Source organism: Clostridium sp. ATCC 25772 (genome assembly GCF_001573875.1).
In the GTDB taxonomy this organism is placed as follows: Bacteria; Bacillota; Clostridia; order Clostridiales; family Clostridiaceae; genus Clostridium_J; species Clostridium_J senegalense.
Genome location: NZ_LFRG01000012.1, coordinates 17,174 through 38,732 on the forward strand (window position 1 = coordinate 17,174; position 21,559 = coordinate 38,732).

A 21,559-nucleotide genomic window follows, 5' to 3' on the forward strand; every position below is an offset into this window, starting at 1 on the left:
TTTACATGAAAGAATAAAATGATATAATGTATAAAAATAGTTTTAGTAAACTTCTTAATATTTAGTTAAGAATTAAAAAAAAGTATTTTTTATAGTTAATAATATGGTTTAATTAATTTAAGGGTTATTTAAAATTATAAGTGAAGAGGTGACGTCATATGTGGATGTATTTATTCATATTTGTATGCAAAATAATTGAAGTATCTTTTACTACTGTAAGGACTGTACTTATAACTAGAGGAGAAAAATTATATGCAGCAACAATAGGTTTTTTTGAGGTTATAATTTGGTTGCTAGTAGTTGGAAACGTATTAAATGGAATACAAGAAGATCCTATAAAAATAATTGTATATGCTTTAGGCTATGCCTGTGGTAATTACGTAGGATCTATTATTGAAGATAAATTAGCAATAGGAATGATAACTATGAATGTTATCGTAGCACAAGAGGATGGAGAAAAACTTATAAATACTTTAAGGGATGCAGAAGTTGGGGTAACCTCAATTGAAGGAGAAGGAAGAAGTAGCAAAAAATTAGTACTTCTAATCCACTTAAAAAGAAAGAGAAAGCTAGAAATTATGAAGCTTATAGAAGAAACAGAAATTAAATCGGTTATTTCCGTAACTGATATAAAAACTGTATATGGTGGTTATGGGATGGTTAGAAAATAATTATAGAAGATAGGAGTATAATTCGTTATACTTCTATTTTTTAATATACATAAGAATATTTTACTTAAAGTATAAAGATTTAAAATTATACAGATTATAAGTACTATAACAATTACAGCTTTATGTTATAATTAAAAGATAGACTTTATTTTTAGGTTAGGAGAAATTATGTTAAGTAAGGATATTTTATTACAAAGATTTAATGAAAACACAAGTGGTAAAAATCATATAAGTGGTGAAAGAATATTTAACAATGATTTAGTATCAAAATTAGATATTGAATCAGATGAACATTTAGTGTGTATAAAAGGTAATGTCATCTCAGAAAAGCTATTTAGTGATTATGATACAAATATAGAGATAGATACAGAAACTAAGTTGGTTATATCAACTTATTGTACTTGTCCAGATTATGAAAAGAAAGAGTTTTCAAATGATAACTATTGCTGTAAACATCTAATAGCTACATTTTATAAATCCCTAGATTCACTTGTAGCTAATCCGTTGCTTTTTAAAAATGATGTAAAATCTAATGTAGTTTTTAAAAAAGAAAATAGTATATTAGATTCACTTTTAGAGGATAGTGATAAAGAAGAATTAAGATTAGATGTGTATATAAATAAAAGAGAATGGGATAATCTTATTACTGCAGAATTTAAAATAGGGTTAAAGGCTAATGGTAATAAGGGATTATATACTTTAAAGGATATAGAACAATTTTTAACAGCTTACTATAATAAAATTGCTATAAGATACGGCAAAAATTTTACTTTAGATATAAAAAGTCAAAAGTTGAGTACAAAAGATAAAAGACTTTTAGATTTTATAGAGTTATTAAAAGTTATGGATAACTCAAATTCTTTTAATAGAAAATATAATAAAAATATAGATGGTAAATTTATAAAAATACCAAATCATTTAATAAGAGAGTTTTTTCAACGAGTTAAAAATCATAGAGTTTATTTAAATGAAGGTTTTTTCTACAGAGCAGTAGAAACAGAAATAGTTAATGATTTTCCATCTATGGAGTTTGGATTAAAGGACATTAAAAAAAGTAATGAATATATTTTAAGTTGCATATCAGGTGTACCAACAGTATTAAATGATAAGTGTGATGTTTTTCTTTTTGGAACAATAATATACTTACCAGATTATGAAAATTGTTATAAAATAGAACGTTACTTAAATGTTTTTAATGGAGCTAAGTCGGTGGCTATAAGCAAGGAAGAGGAAGATAGGATACTTAGAAAATTAATACCAGATTTAAATTTAATCTCACAAAAACTAACATTAAGTAAATCTATAAAGGATAAAATTATAATGGAAGATGTAAAATTTAAATTTTACTTTGATATGGAAGGTAAAGATGTAGTTTTAAATTTGAAAGTTCAATATGGCGAATTTGAATTTAATATTTTTCAAGACATTAGTGAAAAAGTTATATATAGAGAGAAGAAAAAGGAACTAAGGGTTATATCAAAATTAAAGTCTTTAGGTTTTGATGAAATTAAAGAAAAATTTTATCTATTATATGGTGATGATTATAAATTTAAATTTTTTAAAGAAGATATATGGCAATTGGAGGATTTTGGAGAAATTTATTATTCTCAAAATTTTAAAGGTATAAAGTCTATAGGTTCTAAAGGTATTAAAGGTCAAATACATTCAGGAAAACACAATTATTTTGAAATAGATTTTAAAGTTGGAGACATTCCGACGGAAGAAACAATATCTATATTAAGAGCTTTTAAAGAAAATCTTAAATATTATAAACTTAAGAGTGGAGAATTTTTAGATTTGGAAGAATTAGAACTCAAAAAGTTTTTAAATTTATTAGATATTGTATCATATGAAGATAATATAGAAAATAATATTGTGAAAATTAGCAATAGTAAAGCTATGTTCTTAGATAATTATTTAAAAGAAAATAGTATTAGATATGTAAAAGGTAAAAATGAGCTTAAGGAAATTAAAGATAAATTTAAAAATATAGAAAAATTAAGTTTTAAAGAACCGAAAGAATTAAATGCAACTTTAAGACCATATCAAAGAATAGGATATAACTATTTGAAGACATTGGAATACTTGGGGTTTGGAGGTATATTAGCTGATGAAATGGGACTTGGAAAAACTCTTCAGGTCATTACCTATATTCTTTCTAATAAAGGTAAAAAATCTTTAGTGATAGTGCCTACATCTCTAATTTATAACTGGAAAGAAGAATTTTCAAAATTTGCACCATCTATAAAAATAGTAGTGATAAATGGAGATAAGAAGTCAAGAGAAGAAATTATAAAAAAGAAAGAAAATTTTGATGTGATAATAACCACATACAATCTTTTAAAAATAGATTTAGAGTTTTATAAAAAGCAGTCTTTTCATACTGTAATATTAGATGAGGCACAATATATAAAAAATCCTAATTCTCAAAATGCAAAAGCAGTAAAAGATATAAATGGTGACATAAAATTTGCATTATCAGGAACGCCTATTGAAAATTCACTTATGGAACTATGGTCAATATTTGATTTTATTATGCCTACTTATCTTTATGATGAGAATAAATTTTCAGTAAGATATCATAAAAGACTAAAAGAGGGACCAGAAGTTTTAGAAGAATTAAATAAACTTATAGCACCTTTTATACTAAGAAGAAAGAAAAAAGATGTTGTAAAAGAACTGCCTAATAAACTTGAAAAGAAACTGTTGGTGTCTTTAAATGATAAACAAAAGAGTGTATATAAAACTTATGCTAATCATGCAGTAGAATTAATAGAAAATAAGGTTAAAAATGATGAGTTTAGAAGCAGTAAAATAGAAATTTTAGCTTACATAACAAAGCTTAGACAAATATGTCTGGATCCATCGTTAGTATCTAAAGATTATACATATGGAAGCGGGAAAATAGAGGCTTTAGTAGAATTGCTACAGCAAAGTATAGAGGGTGGACACAAGGTTTTAGTATTTTCTCAGTTTACATCAGCACTGAAGAACATACAAAAGAGATTGGAAACGGAAGATATGTCTTTTAGTTACTTAGATGGCAGTGTAAAAGCTGAAAAACGAATGGAGATGGTTGGAGATTTCAATAATGGAGATAACTCTATATTTTTAATAAGTCTAAAAGCTGGTGGTACAGGACTTAACCTTACATCTGCAGATATAGTAATTCATTTTGATCCTTGGTGGAACCCAGCAGTTGAAGATCAAGCAACGGATAGAGCACATAGAATAGGTCAAAAAAATGTTGTTCAAGTAATAAAGTTAATAGCTGAGGGAACTATTGAGGAAAAAATTGTACAGCTTCAAGATGAAAAAAGAAAGTTAATTTCACAAATAATGGACAATGAAAATGAAAAAGGAAATGATTTATTGTCGTTAAGTGAAGAAGAATTGTTGTCATTATTTGAGTTGAATTAGTTTATGAAATATATATTAGTGATGATATTTAAGTATTTTATATAAATACTTAAATATCATCATTTTTTTATTATATAAAAAATGTTTTTGCTTTTTAAAAGCTATTATGGTAGATTTATGGAGCAAAATAGATATTTCCAGTAGAATACCAATACAAATGCTCCCAACCATGTTTTTAGACAGGTGGACAAGATTGAAAAAAAAACTATTCATGATATCATTTACATTGTTTGAGTAACTTGTTACAAATAAGTAATAAGTTTTTATTATTATGCAAAAAAGTATTTAAGAAGGGCTAAACAAGGCTAATGAAAAGTTAGTCATTTTATAATAAGTTACTTTGGAGGGTTAAAAATGAAAAATAATGATTTAGAGCTACGTCAAGAAGTTTTTAAATCGGATGCTATAAAAATTTTACAATGGATGGAGGATGAAGAGATTACTAGATATTTAAACGAAAGTCCTAATGTATGTAGCAGTATAAGGAATACGCTGAATTCAATTAATTTACCTGTTTTAACGCATCTGTTTAATCAAAATGGAAGTTTCTATATGATTACAAAGAAAGACGAATCAATAGGTTTTTTAAAGCTTATACCAAAAGGAAAAGCAGTAGAGATAGTTATTGTAATAGGTGATAAGGAAAAATGGGGAATGGGATTAGGTAGTAATGCTATTTTTCAAGGATTGAAGGAAGCATTTTTTTACTGGAGAGTAGATGAAGTAATTGCAAAAATTAATTTTGAAAATGAACGCTCAAAAAGAGTTTTCAAAAAAGTTGGGTTTGATGTTGATAGAGAACTTAAAAAAGAAATTCAGTATAATATGACTATGAACAAATTTTTAAAAATAGCTGCATAAATGAATTTGATTTAGAAGCAATATACTGAATATTGAAAAAATATTTATATATATAATACATAAATACTTAAATTTATATTAAAGTAAGTTGAAAAAAATGATTTTTGAAATCTATTAAGAAAATTGCTTTTAAATGTATTAGAATTTATTGTAATCCATATAATCAGCTTTTAAAAAGTTGAATATATTTAATTATATAATGTAGAATATAGACAAAATACTATTATAAAAATATAGATATTTTGTCTATATTTTTTTATGTAACAAATATGTAACATTATCAATGTATAATTTATATGTATTTAAGTTATACGGTGAAAAACAAGTATTTGGTGAGGGGTGAATAGATGAAAAAAATTTTAATAATAAGCTTAATAGTAGTATTTATAATTTTAGGTATGATTTGGGGGATTAACTATAGAGCTCTTAAGGAAATAGATACATCTAAGTTAGATGCATTGGAATATACCAATTATGCAGATGATATTGGAGAAGGAAAGGTTCAATTAAATTGGAAGTACATAGCAGCAATAACTGCAGTCCAAAGTAAAAACAAGATTGAACAGGTAACAGAAGAACAAATTAAACAAATAGGACAAGCTTTTATAATTAAAGAAGATAATGGTTATAAATTAAAGTCTTTAGAAGATGTATTGACTCAGTTAAATTTTAATAATAGAGAAAAGAAAAGAGTACATACTTACTTAGAACAGCTAGAGTATTTTGGTATAGTTCCAGAAAGTGTTGCAAAAGATTCAGAACAAATGAATTTTATAAATAACATAAAAGGAAGTGCAATAGAAAATTATAAAAAGTATGGTATTTTACCATCTATAACAATAGCTCAAGCAATTTTAGAATCGGACTTTGGAAGATCTGATTTAGCAATAAAGGGTAGTAATCTATTTGGTATAAAAGCAGATGCTAATTATAGTGGGGAAAAAATAAAATTTGAAACTAAAGAGTTTCATGATTTAGTAATAGAAGATGATTTTAGAAAATATGATAATTCAAATCAATCTATAGATGATCATGGCAAATTTTTATATTCTAATGAAAGATATAAAGAAAATGGATTATTTGAGGCTAAAACTTATATAGGTCAAGCTAAGGCTTTAGAAGTTGCAGGATATAGTACAGAAGAAGACGAAAATGGTGAAAAAATATATAGTAAAAAACTTATTCAACTTATAAAAGAATATAATCTTCAACTTATAGATAGTCAGTTGAAGGAAAATTCCTAAAATAGTCTCCATATTATATGGAGGCTTATTTTTTATTGTAATAAAATAAAAAATTAAGAAATATAATTTATAGATGGGCATATTATGTATTTAAAATTTTATGAATCATATAGGGAAACAAGCTCGAATTTAAATTTATTCAATAACTTTAAAATATTTTTATACAAAATGTAGTGTTGAATTCTAAGCGATTCAGAGCATGTCTCACTATTTGGGGTATCCAAGTTTTTAAATAGATAATTTTAAAAGTGAACTTGGAACCCTATAGTATAATAATTTAAACATATTGGAGGGTGTTATGAAGGAGAAAAAAATAGAATGTGATAAGTACATGACAACAAATCAAGGGGCACCAATTTATAATGACAGTAATTCATTAACAGTAGGTGATAGAGGACCTACATTACTTCAGGATATACAATTAATAGAGAAGCTAAGTAATTTTAATAGAGAAAGAATACCAGAAAGAGTTGTACATGCAAAGGGTGCTGGTGCATATGGTGTTTTTAAAGTTCATAATTGTATGAAAAAATATACGGAAGCTAAATTTTTACAAGGTCAGGGTACAGAGACGGCTACTTTTGTGAGATTCTCTACAGTTATAGGCTCAAAAGGATCAGCAGATACCCTAAGAGATCCTAGAGGATTTGCTGTCAAGTTTTATACAGAAGATGGAAATTATGATTTAGTGGGGAATCATATACCAGTATTTTTTATAAGGGATGCTATGAAATTTCCAGATATGGTTCATTCTTTTAAACCTTCTCCAGATACTAATCTTCATGATCCGAATAGGTTTTGGGATTTTATAACAAACAGTCCTGAGTCTACTCATATGATTACATGGCTATTCTCAGATAGAGGAACAATAAAAAGTTATAGAAAGATAGAAGGATTTGGTGTAAATACTTATGTTTGGGTTAATAATCAGGGAGAAAGACATTTTGTTAAATATCATTGGAAGCCACTAGCAGGGCTTGAGACAATAACAAGAGATGAGTCAATGATTCTTGCTGGTACTGATCCAGATATAGCAACAAGGGATTTATACGATACTTTAAATAATGGTAAAACTATTGAATATGACCTTTTTGTTCAACTTATGAAGGAACATGAAGAATTAGATAATGATTTTGACCCATTAGATGCAACAAAAGTATGGCCAGAAAGACTTTATCCACTTATTAAGGTTGGAAGACTTACATTAAATAGAGCACCGAAAGATTTCTTTACAGAAGTTGAACAAGCAGCCTTTTGCCCAGCAAATTTAATTCCAGGTATAGAAGCATCAAATGATAAACTTTTACAAGGAAGATTATTTGCATATCATGATAGTCAAAGATATAGAATTGGTAAAAATTTTGAGCAATTACAAGTTAATAAGCCTAAAGTTCAAGTTAATAATAATATTGAAGATGGTGCAATGAATTACCATATAAGAGAAGGAAAAGTAAATTATAAACCAAATTCTTTAAATGATAATAGACCTATTGAAAATAAAGAACAAAATAAAAATATGGTTTTTATAGAAGGAAAAATACAAAGAAATAATATACCAATAACCGATGATTTCAGTCAAGCTGGAGATAGGTATAGAGCCTTCTCTAAAATAGAGCAAGACCATTTAGTTGATAATTTAATTGATGATTTATTAAAGGTAGATAAATTCATTCAAAAAAAAGCTGTAATTAATTTTATGAAATCAGATAAAGAGTTAGGTATAAGGGTAAAAGATGGATTAAAGTTATAAAGTATAATATTTGTTTAATTATTAAATAGATTTAAAAATATTGTAGTATCATAATTTAAAAAACAGTAATAAAAAAAATATATATAATAAGGTATCTAAATTGATATCTTATTTTTATATGTTTTTTATGGAAATATTAAAAGTAAAAATACAAATGATATAAAAAACTTAGAATTAATAATTGGACAAGAGGAAATACTTTTATACAACTTTGAAATGAATTTTAAAATAATACAAAATAAAAATAAACAGTTAACAAAGTGTAAATAAATACATATTAAAACAGAAATTAGTTGCAAAAAATCAAAAGATGTAATATTCTGAAAAAGATAGAAAAAATAAAATAGCTATATCTAAAAAGTTAACTTGAAGAGAAGATTATGGAATAAGCTAAAAATAAATATTTATAATGTATTATATAAAGTTTTTAAAAATGAAAAGGTTTTCCTGATAATGCAAAAAAATATTGTCAAGTAAAATTTGAAATTTAATTTGAACTGGCGCAAATGATTAAATTTTCAGCAAATTGAAATTTTACTTTATTTATAGATTAAAATTTGGTATTATTATTTAAAATAGTTTTTTAATTTAATTAACTTATTAAACTTAATATACTTTTTTATTAATGCTTTAGCTTATTAGCATAAGATAACTAGTGTTTAGAATATATTACTAACATAATTTAGATAAGCTATATATTAAGTTGTAGTCAGTGTTTAAATGATTTCATATAAGACTAAGAATAACTGGATATGAAGGTGATAACTAATAATGAATAAGACGCACTTGTAACTAAGAAATCCTAAGATTATAAAATTATTTTAATGAAAAATAAGGTGTGAAGTTCTAAAATTAAATACTTTATTTTCAGAAAAGTCTGTATATAATTTCGAGGTTCATAATTATACGTAATAGTTTTTATATGAATACACTTTTATAATATAAACTCAGTATATGTACCAGGATAAACACTATGTTAGTTTCAACAAACATCTTAGAAAAAGTCGCTATAGACAAATCTTTTATATATTATTATGAGACAGCTTAAAAATTGAAATTATTAACAACCTAAATTTATATAAAGGAGAATGATGTTATGAATTTACTTAATCCTGTTGTCATTTCTATTGCAGTAATGATAATTTTATGTTTATTAAAACTGAATGTTATATTGTCTTTATTAATTTCAGCTATAGTTGCTGGAATTGCAGCTAATTTAAGTATTGAACAAACTATGGGGTTGTTGGTAGGTGGAATGGGTGACAATTCTCAAACGGCACTTAGTTATTTATTATTAGGAGCTCTTGCTGTAGCCGTAAATAAAACTGGACTTGCAAGTATATTAGCTAAGAAAATATCTACGGTAGTTAGAGGCAATAAAATTGCTTTTATATTAATTATAGCATTTATAACTTGTTTTTCTCAAAATCTTATTCCAGTACACATAGCATTTATACCAATTTTAATTCCAGCACTTATACCAATTATGAATAAGTTAAAAATTGATAGAAGAGCTGTTGCATGTGCTTTAACTTTTGGATTGAAGGCTCCCTATATAGCTATTCCAGTAGGTTTTGGACTTATATTTCAAAATATTATAAGAGACCAAATGATAGCTAACAATATAGAAGTTACAACTAGTATGGTAAGTAAAGTAATGTGGATGCCAGGAGTTGGTATGATTGTTGGGCTTTTAGTGGCTGTATTTTTTAGTTATAGAAAACCTAGAGAATATAAAGATGTAATTTTAGAAGAGTTTTCAAATGATAATGAAGATTTAAAAATGACTAGAACACATTGGCTTGTATTAGTTGCTACTATAGTTGCGTTTATAGTTCAAATTTTAACGAAATCATTACCGCTAGGTGGGTTATGTGCAATTATAGTATTAATTGTAACAAGAGCTATTAAGTTTGATGAAGTTGATGACTTAATGAATGGTGGAATTAAAATAATGGGTTTTATAGCTTTTGTAATGCTTGTAGCTGCTGGATATGGAAATGTATTAAGGCAAACAGGAGCTGTAGAATCCTTTGTAAACTCTATAGTTTCTTTAGTGGGACAAAATCAGTTTATTGGTGCATTATTGATGCTTTTAGTAGGACTTCTTATAACTATGGGAATAGGAAGCTCCTTTGGTACCATTCCAATATTAGCAACTATATATTGTCCACTAGGAATTAAATTAGGGTTTAGTCCTTTAGCTATAATTATATTAATTGGTGTAGCTGGAGCATTAGGTGATGCAGGTTCTCCAGCATCAGATAGTACTCTTGGACCAACATCTGGGCTTAATATAGATTCTCAACATGACCATATCTGGGATACTTGTGTACCAACATTTCTTCATTATAATATACCATTATTAATTATTGGTATGGTAGCAGCATTAATGCTTTAAGAGGTTTTGGGACAAGCTATATATTAGCAGGTTTAAAGGAACTATCTCAAAATAGAATTAAAATTCTATTTTGGGATAGTTTTTTATATATGTAATTTATATTTTAAAGTTTATTGTATTTAAAAAATAAGTATTAAAAAATATTTTTCTTGACATTTTAATGCATACCTAATATTATTATTTATAAAATAAATAATGTTTTAATCCTTTGATAAGGGGGAGTAATTAAATTTAGGTTCGTTAAAGAGAGCTGGGAATGGTGGAATCTTAGCATGAAAAAATTTAATGAATGGGCCTTTGAGGAATAAAGGGAAATCTTTTTAGAGAGTACTGGTTATCGTGGGCTGCACGTTATAGCAGATAGAGTATGTTAGTACTTGAAATTAAGGGATATAGTTTTATTAAATTTATAAAATTATATAATTTAGGTGGCAACGCGGATAATATCTCCGTCCTATTAATTTAGGACGGAGTTTTTTTATTTAAAATTAAAAATCAGACGAAGGTGGTGATTTATATGAGGTGAAGGTATGGCTCTTTAATAAACAAAATTTATTTAGAAATACAATTAAGAAAAATAATTAGTATAAGGAGAGTTATAAATATGAAAAAAATTAATAAAACAGAAATATTAACAATGAACTCAATTTTATTAGCAATAGGTGCTATACTACATCAAATCACTCCAGCCATAGGATTACCAATGCAACCAGATTTTGCTTTAACTATGATGATTATAATAATAGTAATTAATAAAGATGACTATAAAACTATATTGGTATCAGCTATAATAACGGGAATATTTACTGCTATGACTACGAAATTTCCAGGAGGTCAGTTGCCTAATTTAATAGATAAGTTAGTTACAGCACATATAGTATATATATTAACAAATTTTATATGTAAAATAAGAATTTTTAATAGGATGAATAATAACTCTTTTTTAACAACAATTGTTTTATCTATAGGAACTTTAATAAGTGGAATAATATTTTTATTATCAGCTGAAATAATAATAGGATTACCAGCATCATTTAAAATACTTGTATTAACAATTGTATTACCTACTATTGCTATAAACACAATAAGTGGACTAGCTTTATATAAAATAATAAATTTGGCTTTTAAAAGAGTAAAAACTTTTAATTAAAAATTATACAGTATTTAAGCAAAAGGTATAGAGAGTTTAATTAATGGCAAACTATATTTACATTAATTAAATTTTACATAGTTAGTTTTTAAGAGTAAAGAGATAGGTTAATTATATAAATAGGCACATTAAATCTTTATTACATATTATGTAATAGAGTGTACAAAAATAAATAATAACATTCTAGCTTTTTAGATAATTAAGATATTTTATAGAGGTGATTTAATGTATAATATGAAACCAGAAACTTTTAATCTCAATTCAGTTGAAGGTATATCCATAAGGCAACTAGAAGAACATTATAAATTATATGTAGGGTATGTAAATAAATTAAATGAAATTTGGAGCGTACCTTATATGTCTAATGATTTTACTGGTAGTAATCCAACTTATTCAAAAATGCGTAGTTTAAAACTTGGAGAAACATATGCATTGAATGGTGTGAAACTACATGAACTTTATTTTGAAAATATAACTAATGGAAATAATAACCCAAATGGTGTTTTGCTTGACGCTATAGAAAATCAATTTTCATCATATGAAAATTTTATATCATATTTTACTAATGTAGGATTGGCAGTGAGAGGATGGGTAGTTCTTTGTATTGATCCAATAGATAATAGATTGCATATAATTGGAAGCGACCTTCATGATCAAGGTGCAGTATGGCTTTCTTACCCAATATTAGTTATGGATGTTTATGAACATGCATATTTTATGGATTTTGGAACAGATAAGGCAAAATATATGGATACATTTATTAAAAATGTAAATTGGGATGTATTAAATGAAAGATTACAAAGGTATGTTGCTTCAATGAAGATTATGGAAATGAAAGAAAATAAAAGGTATGAGTAAAAAATTAAAATAGAAAATATAAGTGAAATCCCACTACTTTCTTTAAATATAGTAGTGGGACTTTTAAATTAATATTGACTCTAACCTAAGAGGAGGAATTATAATGATATAAGAGAGGTGATGATAACTTGAAAATTAGTAAGTTTGCAAATTTAACAGGTGTAACAATAAAAACACTACATTATTATGATGAAATCGGATTATTAACACCATCAAGGAAAACAGATTCAGGTTATAGAATTTATTGTGATAAAGATCTTTTAAAGTTACAACAAATTAATACTTTAAAATTTATTGGATTAACACTTAATGAAATAAAAATATTTTTAGATAATAAAGAATATGATATTGAAAATTTGATTCATATACAAAAAAAGGAATTAGAAGAAAAAAGGAAACATATAGATTCAGTTATAGAAGCTCTTAATAATGCTGAAAATCAAATAATAGAAAATAAAGTTTTAGATGTTGAAAATCTTATAAAAATTATTAAGATGACCAACATAGAATCTAAAGTAAAAGAGCAGTATGAAACGTCGGAAAATTTTGATAAAAGAGAAGACTTGCATAGTTATAACATTAATAAAACTGATTGGAATACGTGGTGTTTTGATAATATGTCATTTACAAAGAAAGCACGAATATTGGAATTAGGATGTGGAACAGGAGGGTTATGGTTAAAGAATATAAATAAAGTAAATAAAAATTGGAATATAACTTTGTCAGATTTTTCTACTGGTATGCTTGAAAAAACTAGAGAACAGTTGAAGTGCGTAGGACATAATTTTAACTATAAAGTTATTGATGCACAAAATATTCCTTATAATGATGAAAGTTTTGATATAGTCATTGCAAGACATATGTTATATCTTGTTCCTGATATAGAAAAAGTTTTATCAGAAGTGAAAAGAATTCTTGTTAAAGGTGGAGTTTTTTATGTAACTACTAATGCACCAGAAGCTATGAGTGAACTAAATGAGATTATGGATGGCTTTGACTGTAAAAGTGGGTTAGGTAGTAACGGTATGTGTGAAAGATTTGATAGTATAAGTGGTAATATATTATTAAAAAAATATTTTGCTAATGTGAAGTTAAATACTCTTTCAGGAAAAATTATAGTTGATAAGGCCAAGCCTATAGTAGATTATAAGGCATCAACAATAAAAGGTAGGAATATACTTATGGGAGAGAAAAAACAAGAATTTATAAAGTATATAGAAGATTATATTGATGAAAATGGAGCAGTATCTATAACGACAAAAGGATGTATTTTAAAAGGCGTAAAATAATTACTATTAAGTAAATCTTTATTATTAATGTAAGTTATAATTCTTATAATAAGTTTCCTTTACTTTTTTAAAAACTAGTATAAGTAGGGGGAATTGTTATGATATATATGTAGATATAGTGGTACTGTTATGTTTAGGGAAAGTAAATAGTGGTTTTATATTTAAAAGTTAGGCTATGTTTTTTTATATTGCTAAAATATTCATATAAATTAAAGGAGGAATAACCTCCTTTATAATTTCCTATTTCCATCATTATTAAAAATTTTTTTTAGGTGCATTTCATCAAGAATAATCATAATAACCAAACCTATTAAAATTATTATATTTTCATAGCTTACGTTAATAGTTTTGGATAATTGATTTAAAATAAATTCTAAAGCAAGATAAATGAAACCTAATATAATAAAAGTATTGGCTGAATATTTTTGTGCTACATTCCATGTATCTTCATTTTTCATTGATAACTTGGTTCTATAACCATATATACGATTGATTTTTCGCGGTGGAAAAGCTTTAAATATAAAACCAATGACTATGCATATTATTCCTATAAGAGCTATCATAATTACCTCCTAAATTTATTCATAATCTAAAAATTCAATAATAAATTAATATTTCTTTCAATATTAAATTATAACATAAATTACAATATATTTATATAATGTATATAAATATAAAAGCATAACTTATATAAATATTAGATAAGTTATGCTTTATGTTATTTAGTTAATTCTTCAATGATATACTCAAAACCATATTTTCGATAATCATGCCAAAATTTTTCTCGTTTTTTTGGGAACTTTATAGATTCACTTAAACGTTGTTGTTCTGCAAGTGATTCTTCCATTGGACGGGTTTCATATTTTAATTCTTCACTGCATTTTTTAAGAAGATTAGAACCTTTTTCATTATTGATTAAAATTAAAGAAACACCTTTTTTATCATTCCATTCAGGGGCATACTTTTCAATTCCCCAATAATCTGCAATTGTAATATCAGATGCACGGTGTATGTCTGTAAATGGGCATTGCTCACAAGAAGGGCGCATAATAGTTTTGTTACCAAAGAAAAGTTGATAGAACCTTTCGTCGGTATGTATTTTTTCACTATGTGAAGTTGTAAATAGAAATGTTTTATTACTATTTTCTCTACTCCAATCAATTGTCTTGGAACGGAATTGAATACTGGTTAATTTTCCTTTATATTCTTTTTCTAATAGTCTTTTGTAATCTTCCCAAACTAAAGGGCTAGGAATACTATGACAAATCACATCACATAGGTATAAGTTTTCAACCAACGATGAATCTCCCATATACCCTCTTAATCCTGCGTTTTGACAAGGGGTTCCAGTAAATAGTACTTTTCTTTTATTCATTAAGTCTTTTTTTACCTGCTCAAAGGTATTCCCCATATTACTTTGTACATATTTAGATATCCTCATTCGGTTTCGTTGTTCGTAATTTTCTGCTCTCTTATGTAAAACATGGAATTCATCATCAAAGTCAGCACCATAAACTACGCCACCTTCTTTAAGTATTACATCAGAAATTGCTGTGAACACTCCTCCAGATGTGGAATTCATTAAAACTTCTTCACGTTTGTGTTTAGCCACTAAAAAATTAGGCACAGCCTTTTCTTTGTAATTTCCATCATAGATTAGAGGGCAAATGTTTACGCAACTATGACAATCTATACATAGTTCTTTGTCTATGACAGGATACAAAAATCCTTCTTCATCTGATTTCATAGAAATTGCCTGTGTAGGACAAGTATTGTAACAAGCACTACAATTACAACAGTCTTCTTTTCTTAAATAAACGTTCTCCATGATAAATCTCTCCTTAGTTTTGTTAAAAACATAAATTGATTGCTAAAAATACTTATTAATAGTCATAATTTTATGTTAATATAAATTATTATACTAGGCAAATAAATTATTTATATAAATGCATAATGGAATATACTTATATTGTTTTTTTTACTGTGTGGATAAGTATTTAGTATAATATGCTAATAAGTTATATAACTAAATTATTTATGTAAAGTGGAGGAGAAAATGAATATTATATATGAAAAACCAACTGCTGAGGATTATGTGAGTTTAAGAATTCGTTCTGGTATGGGAAAGAAAGATATAGAAAGAAGTCGTATTGCTATAGAAAATTCATTGTTTACAGCAAGTATTTATGATGACGATAAATTAATAGCTTTTGGGAGAGTTGTAGGAGATAATGGAATAACCTATGTTGTAAGCGATGTCATGGTTGATGAAAATTATAGAAGAAAAGGATATGCAAATAGAATAATGGATGTAATTGATGAATATTTAGATATTAATACATTTGAAGATAGTTACATTTCTCTTATTGCAAATTCTCCTGCTGATTGTATTTATAGTAAACATAAATTTGAATATTTACCTAAAGGTAAATGTGGAATGTTACGTAATCAAAATAAATTTTAAAATTAAAAATATTAGTATAAATGCTATTTTGTATATTTATGTAATTGTGATATAATCCAAGTTATATTTTACAATTAAGGAGAATATTATGAAAAATAGTATTTTATTAGATTTTAAAGTAGCAATGAAAAATGGATTTTTACATATTTTTGGATCAAGTTTTATAAATAAAGTTATTGGATTTGGTGTAGGTATAATTCTACCTAGAATAATTGGAAAGGATTTATTTGGTGAATATACATACGCTCAAACTATTTTAAATATGTTTTTATTATTGCAGGGATTAGGTGTTGTACCAGCTATTCTTCAATATTGTAGTGGAAATTATGATAAAGATCAAAAATTATCATATTTAAAATATGGAATTAAAATAGGTATGATAAGTAATTTAGTTATATCTATTTTAATGGTATTATTTTCTGTATTTGGTTCACTACCTATCAAAGGAAGTATGATTATTCTACTATATTTAAGTGCAATACCTGTATTTTCTATAATTTTTGATATTATTCAAATTTATTTAAGAGTACTTTATGAAAATAAAAAATTTGCTATATTAAGCAATTCCAATACTATATTATATTTAATTGGAATTGTTTCTTTAGGTATATTATTTAAAATAAAAGGTATTATACTTGCAAGATATATGTCGTTAATTTTAACAATCATATTAGGAATAATATTTTTAAGACAACATATATCAAATTTATCAAAGGTTAAATATCCAGATAAAGCTAATAAAAAAGAATTTTTGAAGTATTCTATAGTTTTATCTTTAACAAATGCTATTTCACAATTACTTTTTCAATTAGATGTACTTTTAATTGGTAATATAATTAGAGATGCATCTATCGTTGCAATATACAAAGTAGCTACATTAATTCCAATGAATATGCTTTTTTTACCATCATCTGTAATGATTTTTGTTTATCCTTATTTTGCAAAGAAATGTGATGATAAAAATTGGGTTAAAGGAAAATATATTAAATTACAAAGATACTTAGCTATTATAAATGGTTTAATTAGTATAATTTGTATTGTATTTGCTCCAATTATTATAAAAATTATATTCGGAAGTGAATATTTAAATTGTATAAGTGCTTTTAGAATTTTATGGGTTGGTTATTTTATAGCAGGTACATTTAGGGTACCTAGTGGAAATGTATTATTTACTATAAAAAAAGAAAAAGTTAACTTATTTAATTCAATTTTTAGTGGGCTTTTAAATATAGTATTAGATATTTTGTTAATTTTAAAATTTGGATATAATGGAGCTGCAATAGCAACAGTTATTACATTTGTAATATCATCCATAATATCTAATACTTATTTATATAAATATCTGAATAGTTAATTTAGAAAAATTTAGTTTAGATAAAATTATATCTAAATACTAACTATAAAACATAAATTTTACAAGTTGTATATGTTTAATTTTAATATTTATTTAGTAAAAAGATGGAGGGAAATATGGAAGTTAAATACGTTGTTATAATTCAATGTGAAATTGCACATAAGAGGTGTAGTGGGTTTGCTTGTACTGATGCATTTTATAATAAAGATGAAATGTTTAAAAAATATGATGATAATGTAAGATATATTTCATTTACTTGTGGTGGATGTTGTGGAAAGGGAGTTGCCTCTAAATTAGAGCATTTTTCTAAAAAAGTATATAAAAAATATAATATTAAGAAAGATCAGGTTGTGATTCACTTATCCTCTTGTATGGTAACTGATAATCATCATTATGATAGATGTCCTAATATAGACTATATAAAAAATATATTGATAAAAAAAGGTTATAAAAATATAGTTGAAGGATCTTATATTAGTACTAATGCTAAAAGAAAAAGAGAAGAAAACAAGTATAATTGTTATAAATAAAGTTAATATATGCTTATATATAAGTATTATATGATGAACAAATATAGAATAAATTGAAAAATTATTTAAAGGGGGAAATAAATATGGGGTTATTGAATGAATTTATGAGTGAGAGATTGGTACTTAGAAGGTTTAGGGAGGATGACTGGAAAGATATACATGAGTATTTATCAGATGAAAAAGTAGTTAGGTTTGAACCTTACAATCCATTTTCAGAAGAAGAAAGCAAAGAGGAAGCTATTTATCGAACTAAGGATGAAGCTTTTATAGCTGTATGTTTAAAAGAATCTGGAAAAGTAATTGGTAATCTTTATTTTTCGAAGCAGGATTATGGAACTTATGAATTAGGATATGTATTTAATGCTCACTATTGGCATCAAGGTTATGCAACAGAAAGTGCAAATGCTCTTATTAGTTATGCATTTAAAGAATTAAATGTTAGAAGAATTATTGCAATGTGTAATCCAGAGAATAAACCATCATGGGAACTACTTGAAAGGGTTAATATGAGACGTGAAGGGCATCATCATCAGAATATATATTTTAAAACTAATGTTGATAATCAACCTATTTGGCAAGATACCTATGAATATGCAATTCTTAAATCAGAATGGAATAATGCTGTGAAATAGAGAATATGTGATAAATTTTAAAATACTAATTTTTTATATTATATAGGAAACAAGCTCCAATTTAAATTTATTCAATAACTTTAAAATATTTTCATACAAAATGTAGTGTTGAATTCTAAGTGATTCAGAGCATGTCTCACTATTTTGAATATCCAAGTTTTGAAATAGATAATTTTAAAAGTCAACTTGGAACCCTATATAACATTTAATTTAAAAAAAATTATAATAAGGCTGAAATTAATCAAGAGTTGCTTTTATAATGAAAGTAACTTTTTTGATTTACTTGAAAAATCATACAAATTTACAAAAACTTAAAGTATATAATATATGTTTTATTATAATAAAATAATATATATTTATGTAATAATATATAATTTAATTTAAAAATATGGTACAATTGGTATGTATTACAAAAGAAATAAAAAATATAATTAGTAAAGAAATTTTTTATATTATAGTTAGAAATTATAAAAATAAGGTGCTTAATTAAATATTTACATCGCAAGTAATTGATATAATAAAAAACAATTTAAATTTATTTTTAAACATTCTATTTAAACTGCTAAAGTAAAAAATGCAAAAGATTAAAAAGTTTTGTAAAGAAGGGGAGTAAATAAATTGAAAAATAAAAGAATTTTAGCATTATTAATGGTAACTTGTTTAACAGTAGGAACTTTAGTGGGATGTGGAAAAAATCAAAACACAGAAACTCAAGAAAATAAAAATGTAGCAAGTGATGTAAAAAAAGATGAGGTTAAATTACAAAAATTAAATTGGTCAGAAAATAATTTTAATGCATTAAATAAGCTTATTGAAGAAAATGGAGTTAAAGGTAAGAACTATGATGCAAATAAAAAACCATATATTGTAGTAGATTGGGACAATACATCAATTTATAATGATGTAGAGGAGGCTTTATTAATATATCAACTTGAAAATCTAGAATTTAAGATGTCTCCAGAGGAATTGTCAAAAGTACTTAGAAAAGATATACCTAAGGATAATTTTAATGAAAAATGTAACAATAAAGATGGACAACCTGTAAATATAGATTTAATAGCTGAGGATATCGATTCAGATTATAAATTTATTTATGAAAATTATAAAGGAATGAAAGGCGATAAAACCCTTGAAGATATGAAAAAAACTTCAGAATATAAAGATTTTATTGCTAAAACAAGATATCTATATGATTCTATAGGAAAAACATTTTCAGCAGATATAAGTTATCCTTGGGTTACATATTTATTTGCAGGAATGAATGAAAATGAAGTTAAAGAATTAGCAGAAAAAGGCATCGATAATGCATTAAATGAAAAAATAGGGGTAAAAAGTTTAACAAGTCCTGAAGAATTACCAGGTAAAGCAGGGGTTGTATCAGTTTCTTATAATAGTGGATTAAGAACTTTAGAAGAACAACAAAATTTATACAACACATTAATGGAAAATGGAATAGATGTATACGTGTGCAGTGCAAGTTTTGTTGATATTGTTAAAACATTTGCTTCTAACCCTAAGTATAAATATAATGTACCAGAGCAAAATATAATGGCTATGGAGCTTCAAAGAAAAGACAATGCTATAGTTCCTGAATTTAAAGAAGGATATGATCAAACTCAAGGAGCAGGAAAGACTAAAACAATAAAAAGATTTTTAGCTTCTGAAAAAGGTTATGGACCTATTCTTGTAGCGGGAGATAGTGCTGGCGATGTGGCTATGCTAAAAGATTTTGAAGATACTAAAATTGGGTTAATAATTAATAGACTTAAAGATGGTGAAATAGGTGAATTAAGTAAACTTGCTTCTGACAGTATTGGTAAGGATGATGTAAAATATTTACTACAAGGAAGAGATGAGAATACTGGAACTTTTAGACCTTCTGAAAAATCAATAATGTTTGAGCAAACTGAAGAGGGATTACTACACAAATAGTTTTTAAATAAAAGGTGAAAAAGAATACCAAAAATATTTACAATATTGTAAATGTTGTAAAATATATGTGGATTTTTATTTAATGCTACGGTTTAAGTGAATGTTTATATTATATCAATTTCTAGGGAGATCATTTATGATCTCCCTTAATTTATATTTCAAGTTAATTATTAATAAGTAAATAAAAGAACTTGTAAATGAAAATTCTGCAATGTGTGTTGGTGATTCTATAATACTTTATGAAAAAAAGTATTATAAATTTTATTCATAAATTAAATTGAATTTTTTTATATAAATATGAGAGTATATTACAAGTGAAAAGAAAATATACACAGAAATTATGAAAATGAAAGTAGAATTATATCAATGAGTTACGGTCCTAAATTAGGTTGTTTTAATATCTGGGGTAAGTAAGATTATCAAAGATAGGATAAAAGTAATTATTATAGAAAAGCATTTATGTTATTAGTACTTTACATAATATAATAGAAGATAATATAATAACTACATATAAAAATGATTTGGAGGATGAAAATGATTAAAGGAAAGAATATCAATTTAAGACCAATGACAGCTGAAGATCTTGAACTATTCTATATGTGGAATACTACACAAGAGCATATGGGATTTTATATGAATGCAGAGTTAATATATAAGGATTTATTTATTGAAGAAATGAAAAAGGCTTTAAGAACTAATTCACCATTTTATATGATTATAGAAAATAAAGAAGGTATGCCTATTGGAATAATAGATTATTTTAATTCAATGGCAAGTAAAGTTTCGATTGATTTTGGAATATTAATTGCAGAATCTTCAAATAGGGGGAAAGGAATAGGCAGTGAAGCTATAGGTATGCTTATTAATTATTTATTTAATACAAAAAGTATAATGAGAATTCAATTTATGACTAGAAGTGATAATGAAAGCATGAAATTTCTTGGAAAAAATTAGGTTTTAAACTAGAAGGGACGTTAAGAAAATACAGTTTTGATTATGGTGA

General features: G+C 25.6%; 17 protein-coding genes and 1 other annotated feature. Of the genes, 15 read left to right on the forward strand and 2 right to left on the reverse strand.

Going from position 1 to position 21,559, the window contains the following annotated elements; all coding sequences use genetic code 11:
• Positions 1 to 158 precede the first annotated feature (158 nt).
• The 9 genes from AZI32_RS07055 (at position 159) to AZI32_RS07095 (ending at position 13,644) form a co-directional block, all read left to right on the forward strand.
• Positions 159 to 671: a DUF5698 domain-containing protein gene (locus tag AZI32_RS07055; protein ID WP_061995171.1), complete on the forward strand. Its 513-nt coding sequence runs from the start codon at positions 159 to 161 to the stop codon at positions 669 to 671.
• A gap of 168 nt (positions 672 to 839) precedes the next feature.
• The gene (locus AZI32_RS07060) at positions 840 to 4,091 is read left to right on the forward strand and encodes a DEAD/DEAH box helicase (protein ID WP_061995172.1); all 3,252 of its coding nucleotides are present in this window, start codon (positions 840 to 842) and stop codon (positions 4,089 to 4,091) included.
• A 354-nt stretch (positions 4,092 to 4,445) separates the two neighbouring features.
• Positions 4,446 to 4,952 (forward strand): GNAT family protein, encoded by a 507-nt coding sequence (locus AZI32_RS07065; protein ID WP_061995173.1) that lies wholly within the window; start codon positions 4,446 to 4,448, stop codon positions 4,950 to 4,952.
• Positions 4,953 to 5,299: 347 nt separating this feature from the next.
• Complete coding sequence (locus AZI32_RS07070) at positions 5,300 to 6,196, forward strand: glucosaminidase domain-containing protein (RefSeq protein WP_061995174.1); 897 nt, start codon at positions 5,300 to 5,302, stop codon at positions 6,194 to 6,196.
• Between the two features lie 298 nt (positions 6,197 to 6,494).
• Positions 6,495 to 7,946: a catalase gene (locus tag AZI32_RS07075; protein WP_242865271.1), complete on the forward strand. Its 1,452-nt coding sequence runs from the start codon at positions 6,495 to 6,497 to the stop codon at positions 7,944 to 7,946.
• Between the two features lie 1,096 nt (positions 7,947 to 9,042).
• Complete coding sequence (locus AZI32_RS07080; RefSeq protein WP_061995175.1) at positions 9,043 to 10,347, forward strand: Na+/H+ antiporter family protein; 1,305 nt, start codon at positions 9,043 to 9,045, stop codon at positions 10,345 to 10,347.
• 199 nt (positions 10,348 to 10,546) lie between these two features.
• Positions 10,547 to 10,807, forward strand: a binding site (T-box leader).
• A gap of 144 nt (positions 10,808 to 10,951) precedes the next feature.
• Complete coding sequence (locus tag AZI32_RS07085; protein ID WP_061995176.1) at positions 10,952 to 11,497, forward strand: tryptophan transporter; 546 nt, start codon at positions 10,952 to 10,954, stop codon at positions 11,495 to 11,497.
• 225 nt (positions 11,498 to 11,722) lie between these two features.
• Positions 11,723 to 12,355 (forward strand): superoxide dismutase, encoded by a 633-nt coding sequence (locus AZI32_RS07090; RefSeq protein WP_061995177.1) that lies wholly within the window; start codon positions 11,723 to 11,725, stop codon positions 12,353 to 12,355.
• 128 nt (positions 12,356 to 12,483) lie between these two features.
• Entirely contained in the window at positions 12,484 to 13,644 is a 1,161-nt protein-coding gene (locus AZI32_RS07095; RefSeq protein ID WP_061995178.1) for a methyltransferase domain-containing protein, read from the forward strand.
• 230 nt (positions 13,645 to 13,874) lie between these two features.
• Here the strand turns inward: AZI32_RS07095 and AZI32_RS07100 are convergent, their stop codons facing one another.
• Together AZI32_RS07100 and AZI32_RS07105 are read right to left on the reverse strand one after the other, a co-directional pair.
• On the reverse strand, positions 13,875 to 14,207 hold the full coding sequence (locus AZI32_RS07100) for an SdpI family protein (RefSeq protein WP_061995179.1): 333 nt from the start codon (positions 14,205 to 14,207) through the stop codon (positions 13,875 to 13,877).
• 155 nt (positions 14,208 to 14,362) lie between these two features.
• A complete protein-coding gene (locus AZI32_RS07105; protein ID WP_061995180.1) occupies positions 14,363 to 15,472 on the reverse strand; it encodes a Coenzyme F420 hydrogenase/dehydrogenase, beta subunit C-terminal domain in 1,110 nt (369 codons plus the stop codon).
• 228 nt (positions 15,473 to 15,700) lie between these two features.
• On the opposite strand from AZI32_RS07105, the gene AZI32_RS07110 reads away from it, so the two are divergent.
• From AZI32_RS07110 to AZI32_RS07135, 6 genes are all read left to right on the forward strand, one after another.
• Positions 15,701 to 16,108 (forward strand): GNAT family N-acetyltransferase, encoded by a 408-nt coding sequence (locus tag AZI32_RS07110; RefSeq protein WP_061995181.1) that lies wholly within the window; start codon positions 15,701 to 15,703, stop codon positions 16,106 to 16,108.
• An 88-nt stretch (positions 16,109 to 16,196) separates the two neighbouring features.
• A complete protein-coding gene (locus AZI32_RS07115) occupies positions 16,197 to 17,462 on the forward strand; it encodes a flippase (protein WP_061995182.1) in 1,266 nt (421 codons plus the stop codon).
• 116 nt (positions 17,463 to 17,578) lie between these two features.
• Positions 17,579 to 17,992 (forward strand): CGGC domain-containing protein, encoded by a 414-nt coding sequence (locus tag AZI32_RS07120; protein ID WP_061995183.1) that lies wholly within the window; start codon positions 17,579 to 17,581, stop codon positions 17,990 to 17,992.
• Between the two features lie 83 nt (positions 17,993 to 18,075).
• On the forward strand, positions 18,076 to 18,624 hold the full coding sequence (locus tag AZI32_RS07125) for a GNAT family protein (RefSeq protein ID WP_061995184.1): 549 nt from the start codon (positions 18,076 to 18,078) through the stop codon (positions 18,622 to 18,624).
• 618 nt (positions 18,625 to 19,242) lie between these two features.
• Positions 19,243 to 20,556 (forward strand): haloacid dehalogenase-like hydrolase, encoded by a 1,314-nt coding sequence (locus AZI32_RS07130; RefSeq protein WP_242865272.1) that lies wholly within the window; start codon positions 19,243 to 19,245, stop codon positions 20,554 to 20,556.
• A gap of 534 nt (positions 20,557 to 21,090) precedes the next feature.
• Positions 21,091 to 21,510 carry a GNAT family N-acetyltransferase gene (locus AZI32_RS07135; RefSeq protein ID WP_061995185.1) on the forward strand — a complete coding sequence of 140 codons (420 nt, stop codon included), beginning with the start codon at positions 21,091 to 21,093 and terminating at the stop codon, positions 21,508 to 21,510.
• Positions 21,511 to 21,559 lie beyond the last annotated feature (49 nt).